Genomic DNA, 24259 nt, shown 5'->3' on the forward strand with positions numbered 1-24259 from the left:
TTCCCCAGCCCCCGCCGTGAGCGCGCCCGCGCACGCCTCGGGCGGCGCGTCCCGGGCCGCAGGGAACCGCTACCGTCCGGAGATCCAGGGGTTGCGTGCGGTGGCCGTCGTGCTCGTGGCCGCCTACCACATCTGGTTCGGCCGGGTATCCGGCGGCGTGGACGTGTTCCTGCTGCTCACCGGCTTCCTGATCACCGGGTCGCTGGTGCGCGGGCTGGAGCGCGACGGCACCGTCGGCTTTCCCGCCTTCCTCGCGCGCCTGGTGCGCCGACTCGTGCCCGCGGCGGCGGTGGTGCTCGCGGCGGTCTTGGCTGCCGCGCCCTTCCTCCTGCCGGGATCGCAGCTCCAGGCCACCGCCGACCAGGTGTTCGCCTCGGCGCTGTACTTCGAGAACTGGCACCTGGCCCTGAACGCGGTCGACTACATGGCCCAGAACAGCGCCGCCAGCCCGCTCCAGCACTTCTGGTCGCTGTCCATCCAGGGGCAGGCCTACCTGCTGTGGCCGCCGCTGGTGGCCGCTGCGGCCCTGGTCGCGGCGCGGCTGGGCGTGGGCGTGCGCCGGGCCCTCCCGGTCGCGCTTGCATCGGTGTTCGCCGGCTCGCTGGCCTACTCGGTCTACATCACCGCAGCCGACCAGCCCTGGGCCTACTTCGACACCGGAGCACGCCTGTGGGAGCCGGCCCTGGGCGGGCTGCTGGCGCTGCTGCCGCCGGCGCTGGCACTGTCGGGGCGCGTCCGCGCCGTGCTGGGCTGGATCGGGCTGTCGGCGCTCGTGCTGTGCGGGGCGCTGATGGACGTATCGACGCTGTTCCCCGGCTACATCGCGCTGTGGCCCACGCTCGCGGCGGCGCTGGTGATCCTGGGCGGCGGTTCCGACCGCTCATGGGGCGCCGACCGCCTGCTGTCGTGGGGTCCGGTGACACGCCTGGGCGACCTGGCCTATGCGCTGTACCTCTGGCACTGGCCGGTGCTGGTCTTCTACCTGCAGGTCACCGGCCGCGAGGTGGCCGGCCCGCTGGGCGGGTGCCTGGTGCTGGCGCTGTCAGTGCTGCTTGCCGCGGCGACCAAGGCGCTGGTGCAGGACGGCATGGTGCGGCTGCAACGCGCACCGCGCGGTCGGCTGTGGTCGCTGAGCGCGGCGGCCGCGGCGCTCGTGCCCGTGGTGGCGGCCTCGTCGGTGTGGTCGGTCCAGCTCGCCCACGAGAGCCGGGAACGCCTGCAGCGGGCGGAAGCGGCGTCGGGCCAGGCCCGATACCCGGGTGCCGCGGTGCTGGACGATCCGCGCGTGGCCGAGACCACGCCCCGGGCGCCGGTGCTGCCCGCACCCGCCGACGCCAAGGCCGACCAGAACCTGGCCTACCAGGACGGCTGCCACGCGAGCCTGGAGGAGACCGAGGCCGTCGTCTGCGAGTACGGGCCCGAGTCGGCCGAGCACACCGTCGCTCTGGTCGGCGCCTCCCGCTCGGCGCACTGGTTCGCCGCCCTGTGGGAGGCGGCCCAGGCCAACGGATGGCGGGTCGTCTCGCTGACCAAGAGCGGCTGCCAGTTCAGCACCGACCCGCCCACCCGTGACGGCGAGCCCTTCCCCGAGTGCGTGCAATGGCGCGCGGGGGCAATGACCGAGCTGGACCGGCTGCGCCCCGACGTCGTGCTCACCTCCTCTACGCGCGCCACCCACGCGGGCGAGAGGGTGCAGCCGGGCTTCCTGGAGCGCTGGAGGCAGCTGGACGCCATGGGGGTCGACGTCATCGGCATCCGCGACGTGCCCCGGATCGATTTCGAAGGGGCCGAGTGCGTCGAGGCCAACGGGCGCGACGGGTGCGCGTCGCCGGAGTCGTGGAGCCACGCGGCGACCGACCCCGCCCAGGGCCGCAGCGACGTCCCGGCCAACGTGGAGCTGATCGACCTGACGGAGTACGTCTGCCCCGACGGCCGGTGCCCCGCGGTCATCGGAAACGTGCTGGTGTACTGGGACCACTCGCACCTGACGGCCACCTACAGCCGCACGCTGGCCCCGATGCTCGAAGAGCGCGTGCGGGAGGCGGCCGGCTGGTGACGCGGGGAAGCCGGGCGCGTGCGGACCGCGTCGCCCTACCCGGGCGGGAGAAACCGAGGTTGCCCTCCGATGGACAGAACGGGAACTCCGGCCTTCGAATGATGCGCCGCCGCGCGCATCCGATGCGCCGATCCCACGCGTTGCGTTAGTGTCACTTGCGCCCCGCCCCGTTTCCGTTGGGAAGCGCGGGTGACCCCCGGCTCCGGCGGCCCTCGACCCGCTTCGCCGCAGCGTCCGCCGCTGCGCGACCGTCGGCACGGGAGACCCCCGCCCGTCCCGAGGTCGGCGGGCCTACGATCCTGGAGGTCCTCAATGCCGTTGCTGCGCTCCCTGCGTTCCCGCTGGAAGTACCTGGCGGCTGCCGCACTGGTCGGAGCGGCCGGTCTGGCCGGGCTCGCGGTACTGGCGGGACTGGGGGCGATCGCCTGGGAGAGCGCCCTGCTGCTGGCGGCGGTGGGAGCCGTCGGAGCCGCCGCGGTGGCCAACGCGCTGCTGGTGGTGCGGCTGACCCGCCGGGTGGGCAGCCTGGACCGGCGCATGAAGGATCTGGACGGGCGCATCGACGCCCAGGGGCGCACGGTGGTCGAGGCCGTCGGCACCGACCGCCTGGAGATGGTCAAGTCGCTGGACAGCACCCGCAACGAGCTCAAGCGGATGCGCGCCCGGGTCCTGCCGTCCATGTCCAAGGAGCTGTCCAAGGCCGTCACCGTGCAGGGCCGCAACGACTACGAGCAGCAGGTGGCCTGGGCCGAGCTGCGCGACCACCTCGGCGTGGCCCCCTTCATGCCCTCGCTGCGCGGATGGGCCGCCTCGCCCGATGTCATGCGGGTCCTGGTGCGCGCCGTCGACACGCACAGGCCGGAACTGGTGGTCGAGTGCGGCAGCGGCGCGTCCAGCGTATGGCTGGGCTATGCGCTGCGCCGCGTCGGCCGGGGGCGCCTGGTCGCGCTGGAGCACAGCGAGCACTATGCCGAGCAGTCGCGCCGGCTGGTGCGCGACCACGGGCTCGAAGACCTGGTCGAGATCCGCTACGCGCCCCTGACCGACTGGAGCCCCGACTCCGGCCCCGGCGAGGACGCCGTCGAGGACAGCCGGCCCTGGTACGACACCACGGCCGTGGAGGACCTGCACGACATCGGCCTGGTCTTCGTCGACGGCCCGCCCGAGGGCACCGCCAGCCAGGCGCGCTATCCCGCGCTGCCCGTTCTGATGCCCCGCTGCGCCCCCGACGCGGTCTTCGTCCTGGACGACGCGGGCCGCCCCGACGAGCGGGCGATCAGCGATCGCTGGCTGCAGGTCTTCCCCGAGCTCAGTGCACACGAGGAGCAGACGGAGAAGGGCGCCCGCGTCTTCACCAGGAAGGCGCTATGAGCGCGGAACCGGTCGAGGCGGTGCTGGACCGGGCGCTGCGCCTGCGCGGAGACGCTCCGGCGCTGATCGGCCACATCGGGGACGGTACCGGGGACGCGCTCGGCGCCCCGGCACTGCGGACCGGCGACCGCCGCGTCGACCTGGAACGCATCGCCGCGCACGGCGGGCCGCTGCTGAACCCTTCCGCGGGCGCGTCCTCCGGCGCCGCGCAGCCCGCCCGGCAGCGGGACGGTCCCGACTCCGGCGAGGCGGCCGGTCTGGTCGCCGTCGTCGCCGCCACTCTGGCCGACCTGCGGCGCGCCGTCACCCTGGGCGGTCGGCTGCCCCGCACCCACCAGGTCGTAGCGGTGCTGCCCGGATCCTCCGGCCGCCACGAGCCGCCGCTGCCCGCGGCGCCCGGACTGGGCCAGTGGCGCGAACTGCAGGAGGCGCGGGTACGCCGGCTCGGCGGCGACGGCGGCGGCTGGGCCTGCGAACTCTACTTCTTGGAACCCGTCGACCCCGGCGGGGCGCTGCACGCGATCGCCGCCGGCGCCCTCGGACGCCGCAGCGGCACGCCGCCGACCCCGGCGGCCGCGCTGAGCGGCACGGACGCGCCGTCGTGGCTGCCCGGCCGTGCCCAGGCGATCGCCGCACCGCCCGAGGGGCCGGTACCGCGCTACAGGAACACGCCGCTGGCCGACGTGGCGCTGCGGACCGTCGGCCCCGTGCGCCCTGAATGGGCGGACGACGAGGTCCCGGTGCTGGACCGGCTCGCATCCGACGAGTTGACGTGGTCGGCCATCAGCGGTCCGCAGGGTCCGCGCCGCATCCGGCGCGCGGGCCTGGGCGAGGGCGGAACCGAGCAGCTGCCGCCGGTCGACGAGGCCGTCGTCAACCCGGTCGGCTTCGTCAGCGACGCGGGACGGCGCGTGGGACGGCTCGTGTCGCGCGAGGGCCGCCTTGCCGTCACCGTGGGCCGCGAGGTGGTGGCGCGCCTTCCCGCCTCCGGCGCGGTCACCGAGGCCGAGCCTGCCCGCCTGCGCGGATTGCGCGCCGTCAGCGTCGACTGGTCGGGCCACAGCGGTCCGCTGGCGGCCATGCGCGCCGTCGCGGGCCTGGCGGCGGCCGGCGTCCCGCTCTGCACCGAGGAGGAAGCGCCCGGATGGGCGGCGCCGCTGGGTTCCGAACTCCTCGCCCTGCTGGCCTCGACAACCGCCGAGGACCTCGCCGACCGGCTCGTCCGCGAGCGCCACAGCATCGCGCTGCGCCGCTGCGCCCTGCGCGCGCATTCGGTGTCCGCGCGCTGGCGGGCGCTGGGCGAGCGATCGGGGGCGGCTCCCGCGCCCGAACCGCGGGTGTCGGTGCTGTTGTGCACCCGCCGCCCCGAGCTGGTGGGATTCGCGCTGGAGCAGATCGGCCGCCAGCGCGGGGTCGAGCTGGAGGCGGTGCTGGCGCTGCACGGGTTCGGCACCGAGGCTCCCGGTGTCGCCGGCGCCGTCGAGCGCTTCGCCGCCGGCGGGCGGGAGATCACCGTGTGCGAGGCCGACCGGGGCGAGGTGTTCGGATCGCTGCTCAACCGGGCCGCCGCACGGGCCCGGGGCGAGCTCCTCGCCAAATGGGACGACGACGACTTCTACGGCCCTCACCACCTCGCGGACCTGCTGCTGGCCCGCTCCTACGCCTCTGCCGACGTGGTGGGCTGCGGTCCGGAGTTCGTCTACCTGGAGGAGATCGACCGCACCGTCTGGCGTCCGGGCGAATCCGAACGGGCCGCGCCCTTCGTGTCGGGCGGCAGTCTGCTGACCGACCGGGTAGTACTGGAGGAGTGCGGCGGGTTCCGTCCGCTGCCGCGCGCCGTGGACACCCAGCTGCTGCTGGCGGTCGGCGCCGCCGGCGGTCGGGTCTACCGCACGCACGCGCACAACTACCTGGTCCGGCGCCGCTCTTCGGGGCACACGTGGGTCGAGCACGACGGCTCCTTCCTCCGCGACTCGCTGCGGCAGTGGCCGGGGCGCCGGCCCGCGGGGCTGGCCGAGCACGAGCCGACCGACGGGGGCGGCGGCGCAGAAGGCGACACCGGGGGCAGAGGCGACAGAGAAAGCGAGACGGTGTGACGATCGTCGACGACGGCGCCGCAGGCGGCCGCACGAAGCCGGACGGCGCCGGGCACAGCCCCGCGGCCGCCGCGACGCCCCGCCCCTGGATCCGCCGCAACGACTACACGGCGCTGGAGGTCCCCCCGCTGGGCGGATGGGAGCCGGCCCTGAGCGTCAGCGTGGTCATCCCCGCCCACGGCCATCAGGACAAGCTCGACCTGGTGCTGGCCGCGCTGGCCGCGCAAAGCTATCCCTCCCGCCTGATGGAGACCGTCGTCGTCGACGACGGCAGCGCGCCGCCGCTGCGCCTGCCCGAGGTGTGTCCGGAGAACACCCGGTTGATCACCTCCGGAGAGGGCGGCTGGGGCTCGGCGCATGCGGTCAACTGCGGAGTCGCGGCCGGCGAGGGCGATGTGGTGCTGCGGCTGGACGCCGACATGCTGGCCCATCGCGAGCATGTGGAGTCGCAGATGCGCTGGCACCACCTCGCCGATTACCTGGCCGTGCTCGGCCACAAGCTGTTCGTGCCCTTCACACCGGGCGAACCGGATCCCGAAAGCGTGCACACCGCCGTCTCGCAGGGCCGTGCCGCCGAGCTGTTCGACCCCGGCAGCGCCGAGAAGCACTGGATCGAACGGATCATCGACAGCACAGACGGACTGACCACGGCCGACCACAAGGCCTACCGGGTGTTCATCGGCGCCTCGGGCTCCCTGCACCGCGGCCTGTTCGACGAGGCCGGCGGGCTGGCGGGCGAGCTGGTGCTGGGAGGCGACTCCGAGTTCGCCTACCGGGTGGCCCAGACCGGTGCCGTGTTCGTCCCCGACCTCGAAACCAGCAGCTGGCACCTGGGCCGCACCCAGATGCAGACACGGCGCGAGGCCGGCACCCGGTACCGCCACCCGTTCGTGGCGGCGCGCGTCCCCGACTTCGAGAACCGGCGCAAGCAGGGGCCGCGGCAGTGGGCGGTGCCCTATGCCGACGTGGTCGTCGACGTCTCCGCGGCGTCGCTGGAGGAGGCCGAGACCACGCTGGCGCCGCTGCTGTCCGGCAGCGCCCCCGACATCCGCGCCTTTTTGGTCGGACCCTGGTCGGAGCTGGGCGAGGAGCGGCGCCTTCCGCTGGAGGAGGAACTGCTGGACCTGCGGCTGATCCGCGAGACGTTCCGCGGTGACAGCCGCGTCTCCTTCGTCGAGGAGGCGCCCGAACGCGACGCGGCGGTGCCCTTCCGGCTGCACATGCCCGCCGGGTGCCGGCCGACGCACCGCGCCGTGGAGCGCATCACCCGGGTGGCCGACAAGCATGCGGCCGGCCTGGTGCGCCTCACGGCGCCGGGCGTGGCCGCGCACGGGCCGCAGGCGTTGCGGCTGGAGCGCACCGCGGCGTTCGCGCGTGCGCGGCGGCTGGGCGCCGGGCAGGAGGGACTGGACGCGGCGGTCGACCGGCTCTACGGGCTGCACTGGATCGGCGGGGCGGGCATCCTCGGCGAGGAGGAGGAACCGCCCCACGACTGGGGGAGGCGGCTGCGCGCCGCCGAAGAGGCGGCCGAGGCCCAGCGCGCACGCGCCGACCGCTTGGAGCGGCGGCTGCGCTGGCTCAGCCGCGGGCTGCCGCGGCGGCTGGCCGAGCGGCTGGCTCGCTGAGGCCGCCGCGGGCCCGCGCCCGGGGCGCACGCGGCGGCGGAGGCACCGCCGCGTGCGGGCGCCCGCCTCGCGCGGGCCGGTGTGTTCAGGGCACGATCAGCGAGAGGCCCTCGGCGGCGAGGGCGTCGCGCTCCTCGCCCTCGATCTCGACGGTGTGCTGGAAGGTCAGCAGGGTCCCGTTCTTGGCCTCGCGGGCGTCGGTGAGCTGAATGCCGTCGCGCACGCGCGCGCCCGAGTGCACCGGCTGCAGGAAGCGCACCCGGTTGAGGCCGTAGTTGATCGCCATGGAGGGCTGCCGCTCCAGCCGCCACACCTGCGGGCTGAACGCCGACAGCAGCGACAGGGTGAGGAACCCGTGGGCGATGGTCCCGCCGAAGGGGCCCGCGGCGGCCTTCTCCCGGTCGACGTGGATCCACTGGTGGTCGCCGGTGGCGTCGGCGAAGGTGTCGATGGACTCCTGGGTGACGGTCAACCAGTCGCTGTAGCCCAGGTGTTCGCCCTTGGCGGCGACGAGCTCGGCGAGGTCGGTGAAGGTCCGCATGTTCGTGTGCACTCCTTTGGCCCGGACGGACGACTCCCCAGACTCTAGCGAACCGACCGTTCGGTATGGCAGTGGGGCGGGCGTCGGGATTCGCGGCCGTGGAGCGGTCGGCGCGGACGGCGGCGGCCCGTTCCGGCCCGGTGCCGGAGGAGGGCCGTCAGGCGTGGGAGTCGGCCGCTTCGTGCCCCAGCGTCACCGAGTCGAGGGCCATGCTGCGCACCTGCCGGGTGTCGACCTCGTAGCCCAGGCCGGGGACGGTCAGCGGGATGGCGGTGATGCCCTCGTGCGCGCGCACCGGCGGGCGCACCGTTTCGCGGGTGATGTGCCCGCCCGCCGGGGGCATCTCGCTCGGCAGGGAGACGCCCGGAAGCGAAGCCAGTGCGGCGATGGCCGCCCGGCCCACGCCGGACTCGGCGTCCCAGCCGCACCACACGTCCCATCCGGCGTCGACGGCGCGGTCGTGGGCGCGGCGCGCCGGGGTCAGTCCGCCCAGCAGGCTCATCCGCAGGCTCAGCGCTCCCGCGGCCTCGGCTGCGATGGCGCGGTCCAGGGTCTCCAGCGAGTCGATCGAGGTACTCAGCGCGACGGGCGTGCGCAGTGCGCGCCGCAGCCGCGCGTGGGCGTCCAGGTCGCCGCGGGCGAACGGCTCCTCGATGGCGACCAGCCCGTAGGAGTCCAGCGCGTGCAGCGCCCGCAGATCGGCGGGGTCCTCTGTGTAGCGCCCGCCGCCGTCGACCTGCAGCACCAGGTAGGGGAAGGTCTCCTGGACGGTGTGGACCACGTCGGTGTCCCAGCCGGGGCCCACCTCCAGCCGCACCCGCCGGAAGCCGCTGCCCACCTGCCGGTTGACCTCGCGCACCAGCGACTCTTCGGAGGGCTGGCGGGCCACCGTGGCGCCGGCGGTGAAGGCGGTGCGGTTGCCGCCCAGGGCGTGGGAGAGCGGCGTCCCGCGCTGGCGGCTCCACAGATCCCAGCAGGCGGCGTCCAGCCCGGCGGCCACCGGGGAGACCCGGGGCAGGTCCGCCCAGGCCTCGGCGGCCTCGGTGGGCCGCTGCCAGCTGTGGCGCAGCAGGGCCGGCGCATGGTCGTCGACCAGCATGCGCCAGCGCTCGTCGTCGATCAGGGGCACCTCGCCCCACCCGGAGTTGCCGGACTCGTCGCGGACCCGCACCAGGGCGTGGCGGGCGAACTGCGGCCGGGCCTCGGCCGCGCCGCGGGAGCGGGGATGGACCAGCGGCAACCTGACCAGGGTGGCGTCGATGCCCGTGACGCGGGCAAGCGTTGCCGGTTCGGTGGGTGACACGCGGGCTCCGTCTCGATGCGGAAGGGATCGGTGCAGGAAGGCGGCTGTTCTGCCTCGATGGGCCGCCCCCACCGAACGTATCCGCTCACCGCCGAGGCTGCCAGCGGTGCGGGGCCTGCACGCCTGCCCCGCACCGCAGCGGAAGCCGCGGCCCGAGTGCGTCAGGGCCGCCGGGCCGGCCCGGCGGCCCGGCCTCCTGCCTAGGAGTCCAGTACCTCGGCGACGGTGCGCGACTTCAGGCCGTGGGCCTCGGCGACCGCATCGTTGGTGACGACGCCGCCGTGCGTGTTCAGCCCGTGGGCCAGCGCCGGGTCCTCGGCCAGTGCGCCCCGCCACCCCTTGCCGGCCAGCTCCAGCACATAGCGCAGCGTCTCCTTGGTGAGCGCGTGCGTGGAGGTGTTGGGCACCGCGCCGGGCATGTTGGCGACGCAGTAGAAGACGCTGTCGTGCACGGCGAAGCTGGGGTCGTCGTGGGTGGTGGGGCGGGAGTCGGCGAAGCAGCCGCCCTGGTCGATGGCGATGTCGACCAGCACCGAGCCCGAACGCATCCGGGAGACCAGTTCGTTGGAGATCAGCTTGGGCGCCTTGGCGCCCGGAATCAGCACCGCGCCGATCACCAGGTCCGCCTCCAGCACAGCGCTCTCCAGCTCGAATGCGTTGGAGACGACGGTGCGCACCCGGCCCTGGTAGACGTCGTCGGCGTGGCGCAGTTTGGCCACGTTGAGGTCGAGCAGAGTGACGTCGGCGCCCATGCCCGCGGCGATGCGGGTGGCGTTGAGGCCGGCGACGCCGGCGCCGATGACGGTCACCCGCGCCGGGCTCACACCCGGCACTCCGCCCATCAGCCGGCCGCGGCCGCCGCTGGGCCGCTGCAGGGTGTAGGCCCCCACCTGCGGGGCGAGTCGGCCCGCGACCTCCGACATCGGGGCCAGCAGCGGCAGCGAGCCGTCGGTCAGCTGCACGGTCTCATAGGCGATGCCGGTGACGCCGTGCTCCAGCAGCGCCTCGGTGCACTCGCGCGAGGCCGCCAAGTGCAGGTAGGTGAACAGCGTCTGGCCGGAGCGCATGCGGTGGTACTCCTCGGCCACCGGCTCCTTGACCTTCAGGATGAGGTCGCCCTCGGCCCACACCTCGTCGGCGGAGTCGAGGACGCGGGCACCGGCCGCGGCGAACTCCTCGTCGGAGATGGAGGACCCGCGGCCCGCCCCGCTCTGGACGGCGACCGAATGGCCGCGGGTGACCAGTTCGTGGACACCCGCGGGGGTGATGGCCACCCGGTACTCGTGGTTCTTCACTTCGCTGGGCACGCCGACGCGCACGGGACTCCTCCTCGCATCGTCATTGATACGTCTTCACTCTCGCGTTCCCGGTGCCGCGCCGCCATCTCCACTATGGCTTTCGTTTCCGCGGCATGTTTACAGCATGTAACCCCCGGGCGGGCAGGTCAGCGCGGCGGGACCGCCGCGGGATCCGGTGCCGCGTGCAGCGGGTCACCGCCGTCGACCGCGGAACGGTTTCGCGCGGCGGAGGGCAGCGCGCACCCGTAGGCACCGCTGCCCTCGATCCAGGTGCCCGTCACTCGGCCCGCCAGCGTGCGCCCGGCGTAGGGGCCGGGATCGGTCGCCGGCACCGCTTGCTCGGCCGCGGGGTCGAAGGCCACCAGGTCGGCGTCGCAGCCGGGGGCGATGCGGCCCCTGCGGTCCATGCCCAGCAGCTCGGACGGTGCTCGGGCGGTCCAGCGCGCCAGGTCGGCGAGGTCGCAGCCGCGCCGTCGGGCGGCGGTCCACAGCGCCGACAGCGTCCAGGAGATCGCGGAGACACCGGTGCCCGGCCTGTGACCCGAACCGACCTGCGTGATCACGGGGTCGCAGGGGGCCAGCAGCGCGCTCCACAGCGCGTTGCGGTTGGGGCCGCTGCGCAGCGGCGGACGGCAGGTGTGTGCGGGGGAGTCGTCGGGCACCTGCTCAGCGGGCAGGCACAGGTAGTGCGGGCACGTCTGGGCGCTGATGTCCGCGCCCATCGCGCGGGCGGCCGCCAGCACCGCCGCGCACTCGGCGGCGGTGAACGGCGACACGAGCACGCGGGTGCCGGCCATGCGGGCCGCGGCGACGAGCCGTTCCACCCCGCGCCGCTCCGCCCGCGCAGGCCGCGCCTCCAGCAGCGCCGACAGGCCCGAGCCCTGCGGCTCCGACAGCTCGCAGGCGTCCTCGGCGTGGACCACCAGCGGGGCCTCCAGCGCGGCCAGTTCCATCATCGCCTTGCGCAGCCGGGCGTCGTCGAGGCGGGAGGAGTCGGGGCCGGCGCCGTCGGAGAGGGAGCAGTGGAAGCCCACCGCCCCGGCCGCGCGCAGCTCCGCCAGGTCGGCGGGGGTGCTGGCGGCGGTGACGGCGCCGAGGAACGCGACCCGGGCGCGGCTCTCGGCGGCCGCGGCCAGGTGGGCGTGCAGCCCCGCCTCGCCGGTGAGGGCGGGACGGGCCGGGCTCGATACCACCAGGGTGGTGACGCCGGCCCGCACGGCGGCGGTCGCTGTCGCCGCATACCCCTCGCGCAGATCCTGCCCGGGCGCCTGGACGGCCGCGTCGACGTCGACCCCGCCGGGCAGCAGCGCGGTGTCGCCCAGGTCGACGTCGTGCTGGGCGGTGCCGGGCGCCCGGTAGTCGCCGACGGAGACGATGCTTCCCGCGCTGATGCCGACCGACGCCGGTTCGACCCCGGCCGGTGTGGCGACCTGCCGCGAGCGGATGACGGTGTCGAACCGGGGCATGTCGAATCCCCTCCGTTGCTCGATGGCGGTATTCGCGACAGCGCAGGAATCGTCCGCACCCGCGATCGGATATCCGCAATCGGCGCGGCCCCGGCCGCCGCCGGTGCGGATCGATTGACCGACCGTATCGCGAACGCCGCCGCACAGTGGCCCGACTGCACGAACGCGCCGTGAATGAAAAGAAGGGACGTGCATGCGCGGGTGTGCCGTTTCGAGGGGATCGGTGTGCTTTTCCGGCGGGTTTTCGCCGGGGCGTTCTCCGGGGCGGGGAGGCGCCGGAAGGGGAGAGCACAGCAGAGGCGCCCGGTGCCGCGCGGGGGTCCGGTCCCGTCGGTCGGCGCGCGCGGCCTCCTCCCGCACGGTGCCCTCCGCCGATCCGTGTGCCCTGCGCGCGGCGCAGGTGGTGTGCGCCCGTTCCTGGGGGAACACTCGGGTGTCAGGAGAAGACGGCGGGCTCGCTCCTGCCGCCGGCGGATCGGGTCCGCCGCCGGTCCTCGTCGGCCCCGGTCACGGGAGCCGGATGCGGGCGGCGTCTCCGACAGGCTGTAGTAGATTTATTCTGGTTCGTGGTGGTGTTCGCGTGGACGTCGGTGTTCTACTCATTGCCGAGATGACCGGTTGGATCGCCCCCTGGATGTGGGGCGCGGCCGGAGTCCTGGTCGGCGCGGCCGCCGCCGCTGCGGTGGTCCGCCGCCGCAACCGCCAGTGACCAGACACCCCTGACCCACGGAGCGGCCCCCGTGAGTTCCCCCGGAGTCCGCGGAAGCGACCTCCCGCACGAGGAGGGCGCGTCCGCGCGCGCTCCCGGCGCCGACACCGCCGCCACCATCGCCGTCGCCGCCGTCGCCTCGTGCCTGATCGCCCTCGTCGTCACCCTGGTGGCCGGAGGCGCGGTCACCGCCCGGGTCATCCCCGGCCTGCCCGACGCGGGCCCCCTCACGCGCTGGGGCCTTCCCGTGGCCACGACTGTGCGCGACGTCGCCGCCGCGCTGACCGCGGGTCCGATCGTCCTCGCCCTGTTCCTGCTGCCACTGCGCAAGGGGGCCCTGGGGCCGCAGGCACTGGGATACCTGCGCGCCGCCGCCTGGCCGGCGCTGGTGTGGGCCGCGGCCGCGGGCGCCACCCTCGTGTTCCAGCTCTCCGACGTATCCGGGCTGCCGCCCGGTGAAGTGATCGGCGACCAGCTCACCAGCTACGCCGTATCGGTGTCCCAGGGCATCGGGATGCTCGCGACGATCCTGCTGGCGTGCGCGGTCGCGCTGCTGTGCCGCACCGCCGAGACCGCCGCCGGCGCGTTCGCGCCGCTCGCCCTGACCGGCGCGGGGCTGCTGCCGCCCGCGCTGACCGGCCACTCCGCTTCGGCGGGCAGTCACGAACTGGCCGTCACCGGCCTGGCCCTGCACGTCGTGGCGGTCTCGTTGTGGGTGGGCGGCCTGGCCGCGGTGACGTTCCACGGGCTGCGCGCCAGAGCCCAGGACGCCCCCGTCGCCGCCGAGCGGTTCAGCCGGATGGCGCTGTGGGCCTACATCGGCGTGGGCGTGGGCGGCGTCGCCAGCGCCGCGAGCCGCATGTACTCGGTGGCGGACCTTTTCACCACCTCCTACGGCATGATCGTGCTCGCCAAGGCGGCGCTGTTCCTCGTGCTGGGCGCCATCGGCTGGGCGCATCGCCGCAGTACGATCCCGCGCATCGCCGAGACCGGCGGGCGGCGGTTGTTCGCCCGCCTGGCGGGCGTGGAGATCGCCGTCATGTCGGCCACGATGGGTATCGCCGCGGCGCTGAGCCGCACGGCGCCTCCGCCCCAGGAGGGCGAGGTGACCACCGCACAGGCGATCCTGGGCTTCCCCGTGCCCCCGCCGGTCAGCGTGCAGACCCTGCTCACGCTGTGGCGGCCCGACCTGTTCTTCGCCCTGGTGGTCGCGGTGCTGGGCGGGGGCTACGCCGCGGGCGTGGTGCGCCTGCGGCGCCGCGGCGACCGCTGGCCCTGGGGCCGTACGGTTTCGTGGGCGGCGGGTCTGGCGGTACTGGCCGCCATGCTGCTCAGCGGGATCGCCACCTACTCCATGGTGGTGTTCAGCATGCACATGGTGCAGCACATGGTGCTGTCCATGCTCGTGCCGATCCTGCTGGTGCTGGGCGCACCGGTCACCCTCGCGCTGCGCGCGCTGCACCCCGCACGCCGCCGCGGCGACCGCGGCCCGCGCGAGTGGCTTACCGCCTTCGTCAACAGCAGGTTCTCCAAGGCGGTCACCCACCCGGCGGTGGCGGCCCCGCTGTTCGTCCTCAGCCCCTACGCGCTGTACTTCACCCCGCTGTTCCCGGCGCTGATGAACGACCACACCGGGCACCTGCTCATGAACGTGCACTTCCTGGTCACGGGATTCCTCTACTACTGGATCATCGTCGGGCTGGACCCGGGGCCGCGCAAGCTGCCCTACCTGCTGCGCCTGGTGCTCCTGCTGGCGGCGATGGGCGTGCACGCGTTCTTCGGGATCGCGATCATGATGCAGGCGGAGCCGCTGGCGATGGGCTACTACGGGCAGTTCGAGGTGCCCTGGCTGGATGGCCAGAGCGCCGACCAGTACACCGGCGGCGGCATCGCCTGGGCGGTGGGAGAGGTCCCCACGGCACTGGTGACGCTGGCCATGGTCCGGCAGTGGTGGGTCGACGACGAGCGCACCGAGCGCCGCAGGGAGCGCCACAGCCGGCGCGACGGCTCCGACGACGCCGACATGGACGCCTACAACGCCTACCTGGCCGAGCTGGAGCGCCGCTCACAAGGCCGGAGCTGAGGCGGTGCCTCCGCCCTGAGCGGAAATTCCGGCGGAGGACCGGCACGGGGTGGCGCCGCAAGCGCGATTCCGATTGGCTCGATTCCATGAGGAAATTCCGGTTCGGCTTCTCCGGCCGCCACGACGAGATCGACCGCTGGATGCAGGTGTGCCGGTCCGCCGAGGAAGCGGGCTACGACTCCGTCCAGGTCCCCGACCATCTGGGCGCCGCATCGCCGTTCGCGCTGCTGGCCGCGGCCGCCGCTGCCACCTCGCGCATCCGGCTGGGCACGCTGGTGCTCAACAACGAGTTCTGGAACCCGGCACTGCTGGCGCGCGAGGCCGCCACAGTGGACCGGGTCTCCGGCGGTCGGCTGGAGCTGGGTCTGGGAGCCGGGCACATGAAGTCGGAGTTCGAAGCGGCGGGCATTCCCTGGCGGCCCCACGCCGAGCGGATGGAGCGGCTGGAGAACAGCATCGGCGAGCTCGACCGGCTCTTCGCCGAGGACGGCCAGGAGCCGCTGCCGCATCAGGTCCCGCGCCCTCCGCTGCTGATCGGCGCGCACGGCGACCGCGGCCTCGAACTGGCGGCGCGCCACGCCGACATCGTCGGCTTCTCGGGCCTCAGCCAGATCAAGGGCGCCCGGATGGGCAGCTTCCGTGTCGCCGACCTGGAGGAGACGCGGCGCCGGGTGGACTTCGTCCGCGCCCAGGCGGGCCAGCGGGCCGACGCCCTGGAGTTCAACCTGCTGGTGCAGGCGGTGATCGTCACCGACGACGCCGAGAAGAGCGCGGCCGAGCTGGCCCGGGACCACGCCGGCACCGGCCTGGACACCGCCCGCAAGGTGCTGGACGTGCCCTACGTGCTCATCGGTACGCCCGCGGAGATCGCCGCGGAGCTGACCGCCGACCGCAGGGAGTTCGGGTTCTCCTACATCACCACGCACGGCCCTTACCGCGAGGCGCTGAGCGAGGTGATCCCCGTAGTGCGGGACCAGGTCGGCGAGACCGCCGCGCGCGAGCGTTCGGCCGCAACGGTGCAGTAGGCCGGAGGGTGGGGGCGCGATTGCGCCGGCGGCCCGCGGCCGCCGGGACAGGCGGGTCAGCCGATAAGCAGTGCGATCCCGGTGCCGGCGGCCCCCAGTACGGCGCACACCAGCAGGCCGCCGCCCGCCGTCGCGGGCGTGATCCGCAGTCCGCTCGGCACGGCGACACCGCGCCCGGCTGCGGCCTGGCGCGTCACGATCGGCAGCAGCGCCACACCGGCTGCGTAGACGATCACCACAGCCGCCGAGGCGACGAGGAACGCCCCGCCCGCGCCGACGCCTCCGCTCAGCGTCCGGCTCGCGGCCATCGCCGGGACCGCCAGTAGCAGAGCCACGCACACGGCACCGAGCGCGCCCTTGGGCAGCGAGCGCCCGGCGACCAGCAGCAACCCGACCACAGCCGCCAGCACGACGGCGCCGGCGATCCCGAACACAACGATGTCGACCAGCGAGTTCACCCGCACATTATGGCATCGCGCCGGGTGCGCCCCCGCCGTCATGTGGCGCGTGGGCGGCCGGTGTGAACCGGATCTCGGTCAGTGCGGCGGCCGCCGCGCGGTCTATCAGCACGCACGAGCGCGCCCCCGGAACCACCGCCTCCGCCCCCGACGCGCAGTCGGCCAGCACCCGGTGCCACCGCCGCACGTGCTGGCGGTGGCTGCGCGGGTCCAGAGCCCGGCCCCGCTCGATCTGGCCCTGCATCGCGGCCTGCGGATCGGCGTCGATCAGCAGCAGGTGGACCCCGACGCCGCGTCGGCGGCAGTACCGCCCCAGCAGCCCGAGCGCCGCGCGCCGTGTGGCCGTCACGTGCACCACCACCGGGCCGCCCCCGGTGCGCAGCGCGCGCAGTACCACCAGGTAGTGCACCACGTGCGTCACCCAGCGCCGAACGGGGTAGGGCAGTGCGCGCAGTCGGCGGGCGAGCCGGTTGCGCGCCTGCTGGGAGTCGACGACCAACGCACCGTCGGGAGTGGGGACCGGTCGGGTCTCCGTGCCCTGGAGCGCGAACAGCCGGTTGAGCAGCGTGCTCTTGCCCGCACCCGGGATGCCTCCCACCAGCAGCAGCGCGTCGGACGGATACCGCAGTACCCGCGTTGCGGACCCCGCGCGCATGACGTGTGCGGGGGTGGAGGTAGCGGCCGGAGCCGTCGAGGGGAACATGGAGGGGTTATGCGCCTCTCGGATAAGCGATGGTTAAGGGTCGGCGTTGGAACGGCCGGTCCGGTTCGGCCGCGGGACGCAGGCGCAGCGGCGGAGCCGGTGGAATCGAGTGCAGGGAGTGCGGCGAATGGGACGTGGCGACGGGACGGTCGCGCTGGGACCCTCGATCCGGGTCCCGGCGGTCGGCCAGGGCACATGGCATATGGGCGAGCGCGCTGACCGCGGCGCCGAAGAGGTGCGGGCGCTGCGTGCGGGCATCGACGCGGGGATGACCCTGATCGACACCGCGGAGATGTACGGCGAGGGCGGCGCCGAACGTGTGGTCGGCGAGGCGATCGCCGGCCGCCGCGACGACGTCGTCATCGTCTCCAAGGTATACCCGCACAACGCGGGGCGGCGAAGGGCCAGGGACGCGTGCGAGCGCAGTCTGTCCCGATTGGGCACCGACACCATCGACCTCTACCTGCTGCACTGGCAGGGGTCGGTTCCGCTGTCGGAGACCGCGGCGGTGATGGGGGAGCTGCGCGACCAGGGCAAGATCCGCTACTGGGGTGTGTCCAACCTCGACACCGCGGCGATGGAGAAGCTGTGGCGCGTCCCCTCGGGCAAGGCCTGCGTTACCAACCAGGTCCTGTATCACCTGGCCTCGCGTGGAATCGAACACGACCTGCTCCCGTGGTGCCGCGACAGCGCGCCCGGACTGCCGGTGATGGCCTACTCGCCGCTGGGCCACGGCGGCAGCGCCCGCCGCAGGATCCTGGAGGACCCGACCGTGTGCGACATCGCCCGGGCCCGGGGCGTCCGGCCCGGCCAGGTGGCCCTGGCCTGGACGATCCGCGACGGGGACGTCGTCGCCATCCCCAAGGCGGCCGACCCCGACCACGCCCGCCAGAACGCCGAGGCGACCGGCATCCACCTCACCGAGGAGGAACTCGCCGCCCTCGACCGCGCCTTCCCGCCCCCGACCGGCCCCACCCCGCTGGAGATCCTGTGACGAACAGGCGGGTAGGACGGGGCCGAACCGGCCGCGCCAGTCGGATTGCAGCTCTGCTACCGATCCGTGGAGGCCGTGGCGTTGAAGGTTGGCGAGCACGTCAGCGACTGTTCCCGGCGGTTTGCGCCATGAGTCGGCGATCTGGTGGGCGCATGCCCAGACCACCTTCCGATCCAGATGGATCTGGTCGAGGATGAAGTCGTCCGCGCTCTCGGCCTCGACGTCCCAGTGTGACAGGACCGAGGCGGGGAAGTCTGACAAGTTCTCCGTGACGATGACTTGGGCGCGGGCGCGGGCGCGGGCGCGAATCGCTGCCGCCAGTACATGCCGATCGTCCGGGTCTGGCAGGTCCAGGGATTCGATCAAGGGTTCATAGCCCGTGACGAGGCGGTCCCGAACGGCAGAGATCATCAATTCCCGTGTGCGGTCGAGGGCTTCTCCAGACAACTCGGGGCGGTTCAGCTTGAAGTTGCTGAAGGTCTCGTCCAGGATCCGCTGGGTCCACTTGGCTTGGACAAGCCTGACCGAGCCAGCCTGATAAGCAGATCCCTCGGCGTGCTCGGATACAAGACGTTGGCGTCGTACAGGACAGCAAAGGGCATCTCAATCGGGACCCAGTTCCCGAGTCGTCGCCGACAGCGCATCGGCGGCTTCACGGCGGCGTTCGGGAGCCTCTGTTCCACCCCGGCCGGCAGGGGGAGCACCCGCTCTTGCCTAGCCGCACGCGAACCTCGACGCGCCGGCTCCTCACCCCGTCTGCTGCAAGCGGGAACCCGTCGGGGTCTTGAGAATCCGGAGGCGGGTGGTGATGCGGGTGCGCAGGTCGGCCACGTGGCTGACCACGCCTACGGCTCGGCCGCCGTCGCGGAGGGAGTCGAGGACCTCCAGCACCTCCTCCAGCGTCTCCTCGTCCAGAGTGCCGAAACCCTCGTCGATGAAGAGGGTGTCGATGTCGCCGCCGCCCGCCTCCTGGGCGGCGACGTCGCCCAGGCCCAGGGCCAGCGCGAGCGAGGCGACGAAGGTTTCGCCGCCTGAAAGGGTGGCGGGGTCGCGCTCCTGGCCGGTCCAGGCGTCCAGGACCCGCAGGCCCAGGCCCCCGCCCGAGCGGGAGCGGTCGCCGGCCGCCTTGTCGACGGTGTGGCGCAGCTCGTAGCGGCCGCCGGCCATGGTCGCCAGCCGGTCGTTGGCCGCGGCCACCACCTGCTCCAGGCGGGCGGCCAGCACATAGGCCGACAGCCGCACGTTCTCGCGGTTGTCGCCGGAGGTGCCGGCGGCCAGACGGGCGAGGCCGTCGGCGACGCTGTGCTTGCGGCGGGCCGGGCGCGACTCCGCCAACCCGTGCTCCAGCCGGGCGCGCAGTTCGGCGAGCCGCTGCGCGCGGTCGGCGAAGTGGTCGCGCCAGCGCACCGCGTGCTCGGCCGTGCCCTCGGCGGCCTCGGCCGCCGCGGCCAGCCCCGCCACGTCCGGCGCCGGGCGGGCGCCTGCCGCGGCGAGTTCGGCGTCGTCCAGAACCGCGCGCACCTTGGCCACCTCGTCGTCGTGGGCGCGGATCCGCTCGCGCAGCCGGTGGCGCTCGTCGTCGCTCCGCTCAGCGGCGCGCACCTGGTGGGCGCCGGTGAACCCGGCCCCGTTCCAGGCGGCGCGCGCCTCGCGCTCGGCGGCGCGCAGCTCCTCGGCCGCGGCCGCGCGGTCGTCGAGCGCCTGCACCGCCTCCGCCAACAGGTCGGCCTCCTCGCCGAGCCGGCCGATCCGCGCGGCCAGATCGGAGTCGCCGCCCCGCGCCGCATCGAGGGTGCGCGTGAGCCGCTCGGCGTCGGCGGCGAGGCGCGCGCGGCCCTCCTCCAGCTCGGCGATGCGCCGGTCGAGTTCGGCCTCGTCGGTGCGCGCCTTCTCCAGCGCCCCTTCGATCTCCTTCAGCCGGGCGGCGAGCCGGTCGGTCTCGGCCGCGGCGGCGTCGACGCGCTCCAGTTCGGCGCGCCGCTCGTCGACCAGCTCGGCGGCGGCGGCCTCGCTGAACCCGCCGGTGGCCTCCTGGGCGGCGGTCAGCTGCTCCTGGAGTTTGGCGACAGCGTTCTCGGCGGCGCTGCGCTCCTCGGCGGCCGCCTCGGCGGCCGCTGTGGCCGACTCCTCGTCCTGCGGAGAGGGACGGTCGGGCGCCCCCACCGCCGGGGCCGGGTGCTCGACCGACCCGCACACCGGGCACGCCTCGCCCTCCTCCAGCCGGTCGGCCAGTTCGGCGGCCATGCCCTCGATACGCGCGCGGCGGACCTGCTGCAACCTGTCGCGGGCCGCCTGCGCTGCGTCGACCCGGGTGCGCCGCCGCTCCTGCGCCTGTGCCAGCTCTTCGGTGAGCCGCTGCTGTGCCTGCGCCGATCCGTGCCGGGCGCGGGCGAGTTCGAGCACCTCCTCAGCGCTCACGCGCGAGCCGGTCCTGGAGCGCGCATCCTCCAGCTCGGCGACCACCCGGTCGCGTCGGCCGGGCAGGTCGGCGGCCTCCTGCAGGCACGATTGGAGTCGGCGCCGCGCCTCCTCGGTCTCGGCGTCGGCCGCTGCGATCTCGGCGCGCACCGTGCGCAGGCGCTCGGCGTCGCCGCGCAGATGCTCCAGCTTGGCGATCTCGTCGCGGCGCTCCCGCTCGGCCGCCGACAGGGCCTCGCGATAGTGGACCGAGCCGCGGTCGCCGCTGTCGTCGCCGTAGCGGTCGGCCCCGTCCCCGCCCGTAGGCGCAAGCCGGCGCACCAGCCCCAGCCGCTCGGTCGCCGCCAGCTCGGCCTTCTCCAGCTGGGTGCGCCGGAACTCCTCGGTACGCAGCAGCGGCATCACCCCGGCCGCCCGCTCGGCGGCCTCCAACTCGGCGTGCAGCTTCGCGCGCTCGGGCGCCTGCTCGGCCAGCTCGCCTTCGCGGCGCAGCGCGTCGGCGCGGGTTCGACGGCGCCGCTCCAGCTCGCGGGCCTCCTCCAGCGCCCCGCGTGCGCTGTCGCGCTCGCGCCGCGCAGCGGCGGCCGCCTGCGCGGTGTCGTCGGCCGTGCCCGCGGCGAGTGAAGCAAGCTCGGCCGCCCACGGCGCCAACTCCTCCACGTCGCCCTCGGGGCGGGCGCTGCGACCCACCTCGGCGACCAGGTCGGCGGTCTGTGCGACGGCGGCCTCGGCCTGCCCGGCCGCCTGGCCCAGGGTGCGCGCGCGGTCGGCCAGCCACTCCTCGACCTGGGTGAACACCCCGGCGGCGAAGATGCGCTCCAGATCACTCCGCCGCTGCTTGGCGTCGGCGCGCAGGAACCGCGCGAAGTCGCCTTGGGGCAGCAGCACCACCTGGCAGAACTGGGCCAGCGACAGTCCGATCCGGTCCTTGACGAACTGGCCGGCCTCGTCGGGCCGGTTGGTGATCGGCTGCCACGTCCCCTCCTGCAGCTCCTGGACGACCACCTTGGCCTTCTCCTCGGTGGTGCCGGTGCCCCGCTTCTTGGGCCGCTGCCAGGCGGGTCGGCGCAGGAGGTGCAGCCGCCGCCCGCCCACGGTCAGCTCCAGGGCGACCTCGGGTGCGGTGGCGGTACCGGCGTGGTTGCTGCGCAGCGATCGCGCGGCTTCGCGCGCGCCCGGAACGTGGCCGTAGAGGGCGAAGCACACGGCGTCCAGCACCGAGGTCTTGCCGGCGCCGGTGGGGCCGTGGATCAGGAAGAGGCCGCCGTCGCCGAGGCGGTCGAAGTCGACGGTCTCGGTTCCGGCGAAGGGGCCGAAGGCGCGGACGGTGAGCTTGTGCAGGCGCATCAGCGGTCGGCCTCCTGGCGGCGGATGTCCTCGAACGCCGACGCCACCAGTTCGCGCTCGTCCTCGGTGGGCGGCGCGCCCCGCGCCCAGTCGACGAAGTCCAGCACCAGTTCGGACTCCGACCGGTCGGCGGTGCGCTGCCGCCAGGTGCCGCCGTCCCCGTCCTGGCGGTCCTCCGGTGCGAAGTCGAGCACCAGGGTGTGCGGGAACCGCTCACGCAGCCGGTCCATGGGAAAGGCCGGGCGCAGCGGGTCGGTGAGGGTGACCTGGAGCCAGTGGCCGGTGTAGGCCTCCCAGCGCTCGCCGGTGAGCAGGTCGTCGATGCGGCCCCTGATGCGGGCCACCGGCCGCGGCACCGGGGCCGGGGCGAACTCGGCGGCGGCCACGCCCGAGGGGCCGATGTCCAGGATCCAGTACCCCTTGACCTGGTGCTCCTCGGAGAAGGAGTAGGCGAGCGGAGAACCGGAGTAGCGCACCGTCTCGGCCATGGTCTGGCGGCCGTGCAGGTGGCCCAGTGCGGTGTAGTCGACGCCGTCGAACACCGACGCCGGCACGTGGGAGGCGCCGCCCACGGAGATGTCGCGTTCGCTGTCGGAGGGCTCGCCGCCGCTGACGAAGGCGTGGGAGAGCACCGCCGAGCGGGTGCCGGCGGGGCGCCCGGCCAGGTCGGCGCGCACCAGGTCCATCGCGTGGCCGAGGACGGCCGCGTGGCCGCGCCGCTCCAGCCCCCAGTGCGGCCGGGCGATCTCGGGCTCCAGGTAGGGGATGCCGTAGAAGGCGACGGACCCGTGCTCGTCGTCGATCAGCACCGGCTCGCCCACGGAGTCCAGCGAGGAGCGCACGTGCACGCCCGCGGCGTCGATGAGGTCGGTGGCGTAGCTCAGCCGGACCATGGAGTCGTGGTTGCCGCTGATCAGGACTGCTCGCGCGCCGGTGTCGCGGATGCGGCGCAGCGCCTCGTCGAACAGCCGCACGGCCTCGACCGGGGGCAGGGCGCGGTCGTAGAGGTCGCCGGAGACCGCGACGACGTCGATGCGCTCGGCGCGGACGGTGTCCACCAGGTGGTCGACGAAGGAGGCCTGGGCGTCGAGGAGGTTCTCGCGGTGGAAGGAGCGTCCCAGATGCCAGTCGGAGGTGTGCAAGAGGCGCATGTTCCGGCAGAGTACTTCAGGCGGGACCCGTGGCGCAGTGAGTCCCGCGAAGCCGTGGACGCAGCGGAAGCGCCCGCAGGGGACCGGTCCGGGCCGCCGGCGGCCCGGACGGCGAGGACTCAGTCGCGCTTGCGCGCCATGGTCAGCCCGTCGCCCACCGGCAGCAGCACCAGCTCGACGCGCTCGTCGGCCAGGGCGTGGTCGTTGAAATCACGGATGCCCTGCACCGGGGCGGACGTCTCGGCCGGGTCGACCACGCGCCCGTGAGAGAGGGTGTTGTCCACCAGCAGCACGCCGCCGGGGCGCATGCGCGGCACCAGCTCCTCCCAGTAGCCGATGTAGCCCTCCTTGTCGGCGTCGATGAAGGCCAGGTCGAAGCGGCGGTCCTCGGGCAGCTCCCGCAGCGTGTCCAGCGCCGGCCCCAGGCGCAGCCGGACCTTGTGCGCGATCCCGGCCCGCTCCCAGTAGCGCCGGGCGAGGGCGGTCCACTCCTCGCTGACGTCCAGGGCCAGAAGGGTGCCGTCCTCGGGGATGCCGCGCGCCATGCAGATGGCCGAGTAGCCGGTGAACGTGCCGACCTCCACGACGTCGCGGGCGCCGCCGATGCGTGCGAGCAGCGTCATGAACGTACCCTGCTCCGGTCCGATCTGCATGGTCGTCAGATCGGGGTAGAGCCGGGCGGTCTCCGCGGCGAGGTCGGCCAGGACCGGGTCGACCGGGGCGCCGTGGGCCACCAGGTAGTCGTGCAGTTCCGGGGGAAGGGATTCCGAAGCGCGTGTCACGTCCGCCACTCTAGCCGCGCCCGGCCCGGCTGTCCCGGCGGCGCGGGCGGCGCCGCTCCGTCTCCGCGGCGGCAGGCCCCTCACCCGCCCCGCTCACACCTCGGGCAGCAGTTCCGGCCACGGGAACAGGTACAGCGTCAGCAGCACGATGGAGATCGTCAGGGCGGGCGTCACGAGATTGCGCTCGACCTTGCCGTCGGTGGTGAAGCCGATGTTCTGGCCGACGCGGTACTTGGAGACCGGCCACATCAGCGGCACGCCCAGCTCGGTGGCCATGTCGCCGCCGAAGTGCAGCAGGCACCCGAACGCCACCGCCAACCCGATCCAGGTGTAGTCGACGCCCGCGGTGAACAGCGCGAGCGTCACGGCGCCGGTGGCCATCGCGTTGATGACGGCCGAGGCGACGCTGTTCTTGTCGCTGCCCAGCCCCAGCCCGTTGAAGGCGATGCCCAAAAGCAGGAACACGAAGATCTGCACCGCCATCGGCGACCACAGCGCCAGCGCCTGGGTCAGCGCGCCCATCAGCCCCGCGAACAGCAGCGAGTGGGTGCCGTTGCGGTGACCGTCGAACATCCAGTTGAACAGGGCGCTCAGGCCGCGGGTGAAGATCCCGTAGGTGTTGGTGATGGTGGAGCTCTTGGCGTCCAGGTCGGGGATGAGGGCCGATCCCGCGCATACCAGCGAGCCGGCGACGATCTCGCCGGGCCCCAGGTCGAAGTGGATTCCGAAGTACTCCTGGCCGTCCAGGAAAGGAACGACCGCCATCCATCCGACTATGCCGCTCAGTGCGTGCGCGTGCCCCATCATGAGCGGAAACAGTAACGGTCTGCGGT

Annotated in this window: 17 protein-coding genes; 7 read left to right on the top strand and 10 right to left on the bottom strand. The window is 73.9% G+C overall.

Annotated features, from left to right (window positions below; all coding sequences use genetic code 11):
* Positions 1-16 precede the first annotated feature (16 nt).
* From LP52_RS22315 to LP52_RS22330, 4 genes are all read left to right on the top strand, one after another.
* Positions 17-2056, top strand: a complete 2040-nt coding sequence (locus LP52_RS22315) for an acyltransferase family protein (RefSeq protein WP_338011653.1) — start codon at positions 17-19, stop codon at positions 2054-2056.
* A 312-nt stretch (positions 2057-2368) separates the two neighbouring features.
* On the top strand, positions 2369-3427 hold the full coding sequence (locus tag LP52_RS22320) for a class I SAM-dependent methyltransferase (protein WP_338011654.1): 1059 nt from the start codon (positions 2369-2371) through the stop codon (positions 3425-3427).
* Positions 3424-5523: a glycosyltransferase gene (locus LP52_RS22325; protein WP_157036438.1), complete on the top strand. Its 2100-nt coding sequence runs from the start codon at positions 3424-3426 to the stop codon at positions 5521-5523. The genes LP52_RS22320 and LP52_RS22325 overlap by 4 nt, the downstream gene beginning before the upstream one ends.
* Positions 5520-7148 (top strand): glycosyltransferase, encoded by a 1629-nt coding sequence (locus tag LP52_RS22330; RefSeq protein ID WP_040276342.1) that lies wholly within the window; start codon positions 5520-5522, stop codon positions 7146-7148. Before LP52_RS22325 ends, LP52_RS22330 begins: the two co-directional genes overlap by 4 nt.
* 85 nt (positions 7149-7233) lie before the next feature.
* Here the strand turns inward: LP52_RS22330 and LP52_RS22335 are convergent, their stop codons facing one another.
* The 4 genes from LP52_RS22335 to LP52_RS22350 all read right to left on the bottom strand — a co-directional run bounded on the left by LP52_RS22335 (position 7234) and on the right by LP52_RS22350 (position 11756).
* Positions 7234-7689 carry a MaoC family dehydratase gene (locus tag LP52_RS22335; RefSeq protein WP_040276343.1) on the bottom strand — a complete coding sequence of 152 codons (456 nt, stop codon included), beginning with the start codon at positions 7687-7689 and terminating at the stop codon, positions 7234-7236.
* A 157-nt stretch (positions 7690-7846) separates the two neighbouring features.
* Positions 7847-8992, bottom strand: a complete 1146-nt coding sequence (locus tag LP52_RS22340) for an enolase C-terminal domain-like protein (protein ID WP_040276344.1) — start codon at positions 8990-8992, stop codon at positions 7847-7849.
* Between the two features lie 200 nt (positions 8993-9192).
* On the bottom strand, positions 9193-10311 hold the full coding sequence (gene ald / locus LP52_RS22345) for an alanine dehydrogenase (RefSeq protein WP_040276345.1): 1119 nt from the start codon (positions 10309-10311) through the stop codon (positions 9193-9195).
* A 125-nt stretch (positions 10312-10436) separates the two neighbouring features.
* Entirely contained in the window at positions 10437-11756 is a 1320-nt protein-coding gene (locus tag LP52_RS22350; protein WP_040276346.1) for an amidohydrolase family protein, read from the bottom strand.
* Positions 11757-12496: 740 nt separating this feature from the next.
* Between LP52_RS22350 and LP52_RS22355 the strand changes: the two genes are divergently transcribed.
* Positions 12497-14548 carry a cytochrome c oxidase assembly protein gene (locus tag LP52_RS22355; RefSeq protein ID WP_040276347.1) on the top strand — a complete coding sequence of 684 codons (2052 nt, stop codon included), beginning with the start codon at positions 12497-12499 and terminating at the stop codon, positions 14546-14548.
* An 86-nt stretch (positions 14549-14634) separates the two neighbouring features.
* Positions 14635-15573: a TIGR03621 family F420-dependent LLM class oxidoreductase gene (locus LP52_RS22360; protein ID WP_040276348.1), complete on the top strand. Its 939-nt coding sequence runs from the start codon at positions 14635-14637 to the stop codon at positions 15571-15573.
* Between the two features lie 56 nt (positions 15574-15629).
* On the opposite strand, the gene LP52_RS22365 is transcribed toward LP52_RS22360, so the two are convergent.
* Positions 15630-16031 carry a hypothetical protein gene (locus LP52_RS22365; protein WP_040276376.1) on the bottom strand — a complete coding sequence of 134 codons (402 nt, stop codon included), beginning with the start codon at positions 16029-16031 and terminating at the stop codon, positions 15630-15632.
* 7 nt (positions 16032-16038) lie between these two features.
* Complete coding sequence (locus tag LP52_RS22370; RefSeq protein WP_052810151.1) at positions 16039-16734, bottom strand: AAA family ATPase; 696 nt, start codon at positions 16732-16734, stop codon at positions 16039-16041.
* A 127-nt stretch (positions 16735-16861) separates the two neighbouring features.
* Here LP52_RS22370 and LP52_RS22375 point away from each other — a divergent pair, with 127 nt between their 5' ends.
* Complete coding sequence (locus tag LP52_RS22375) at positions 16862-17728, top strand: aldo/keto reductase (protein ID WP_052810152.1); 867 nt, start codon at positions 16862-16864, stop codon at positions 17726-17728.
* A 747-nt stretch (positions 17729-18475) separates the two neighbouring features.
* Here the strand turns inward: LP52_RS22375 and LP52_RS22380 are convergent.
* From LP52_RS22380 to LP52_RS22395, 4 genes are all read right to left on the bottom strand, one after another.
* Positions 18476-21493, bottom strand: a complete 3018-nt coding sequence (locus tag LP52_RS22380; protein ID WP_040276349.1) for an AAA family ATPase — start codon at positions 21491-21493, stop codon at positions 18476-18478.
* Positions 21493-22644, bottom strand: coding sequence for an exonuclease SbcCD subunit D (locus LP52_RS22385; RefSeq protein WP_040276350.1), 1152 nt, complete (start codon positions 22642-22644; stop codon positions 21493-21495). The genes LP52_RS22380 and LP52_RS22385 overlap by 1 nt, the downstream gene beginning before the upstream one ends.
* Positions 22645-22763: 119 nt before the next feature.
* On the bottom strand, positions 22764-23426 hold the full coding sequence (locus tag LP52_RS22390) for an O-methyltransferase (protein WP_040276379.1): 663 nt from the start codon (positions 23424-23426) through the stop codon (positions 22764-22766).
* 93 nt (positions 23427-23519) lie between these two features.
* Positions 23520-24233, bottom strand: a complete 714-nt coding sequence (locus LP52_RS22395) for a metal-dependent hydrolase (protein WP_084723412.1) — start codon at positions 24231-24233, stop codon at positions 23520-23522.
* Positions 24234-24259: the final 26 nt, after the last annotated feature.

The sequence above is a fragment of the Streptomonospora alba genome (genome assembly GCF_000826685.1).
In the GTDB taxonomy this organism is placed as follows: Bacteria; Actinomycetota; Actinomycetes; order Streptosporangiales; family Streptosporangiaceae; genus Streptomonospora; species Streptomonospora alba.

Coding starts and splice junctions, on each gene's coding strand:
- LP52_RS22360 (WP_040276348.1), top strand. CDS start 14,635: ATGAGGAAATTCCGGTTCGGCTTCTCCGGCCGCCACGACGAGATCGAC.
- LP52_RS22375 (WP_052810152.1), top strand. CDS start 16,862: ATGGGACGTGGCGACGGGACGGTCGCGCTGGGACCCTCGATCCGGGTC.
- LP52_RS22395 (WP_084723412.1), bottom strand. CDS start 24,233: ATGATGGGGCACGCGCACGCACTGAGCGGCATAGTCGGATGGATGGCG.
- LP52_RS22320 (WP_338011654.1), top strand. CDS start 2,369: ATGCCGTTGCTGCGCTCCCTGCGTTCCCGCTGGAAGTACCTGGCGGCT.
- LP52_RS22325 (WP_157036438.1), top strand. CDS start 3,424: ATGAGCGCGGAACCGGTCGAGGCGGTGCTGGACCGGGCGCTGCGCCTG.
- LP52_RS22385 (WP_040276350.1), bottom strand. CDS start 22,644: ATGCGCCTCTTGCACACCTCCGACTGGCATCTGGGACGCTCCTTCCAC.
- LP52_RS22350 (WP_040276346.1), bottom strand. CDS start 11,756: ATGCCCCGGTTCGACACCGTCATCCGCTCGCGGCAGGTCGCCACACCG.
- LP52_RS22380 (WP_040276349.1), bottom strand. CDS start 21,493: ATGCGCCTGCACAAGCTCACCGTCCGCGCCTTCGGCCCCTTCGCCGGA.
- LP52_RS22370 (WP_052810151.1), bottom strand. CDS start 16,734: ATGTTCCCCTCGACGGCTCCGGCCGCTACCTCCACCCCCGCACACGTC.
- LP52_RS22335 (WP_040276343.1), bottom strand. CDS start 7,689: ATGCGGACCTTCACCGACCTCGCCGAGCTCGTCGCCGCCAAGGGCGAA.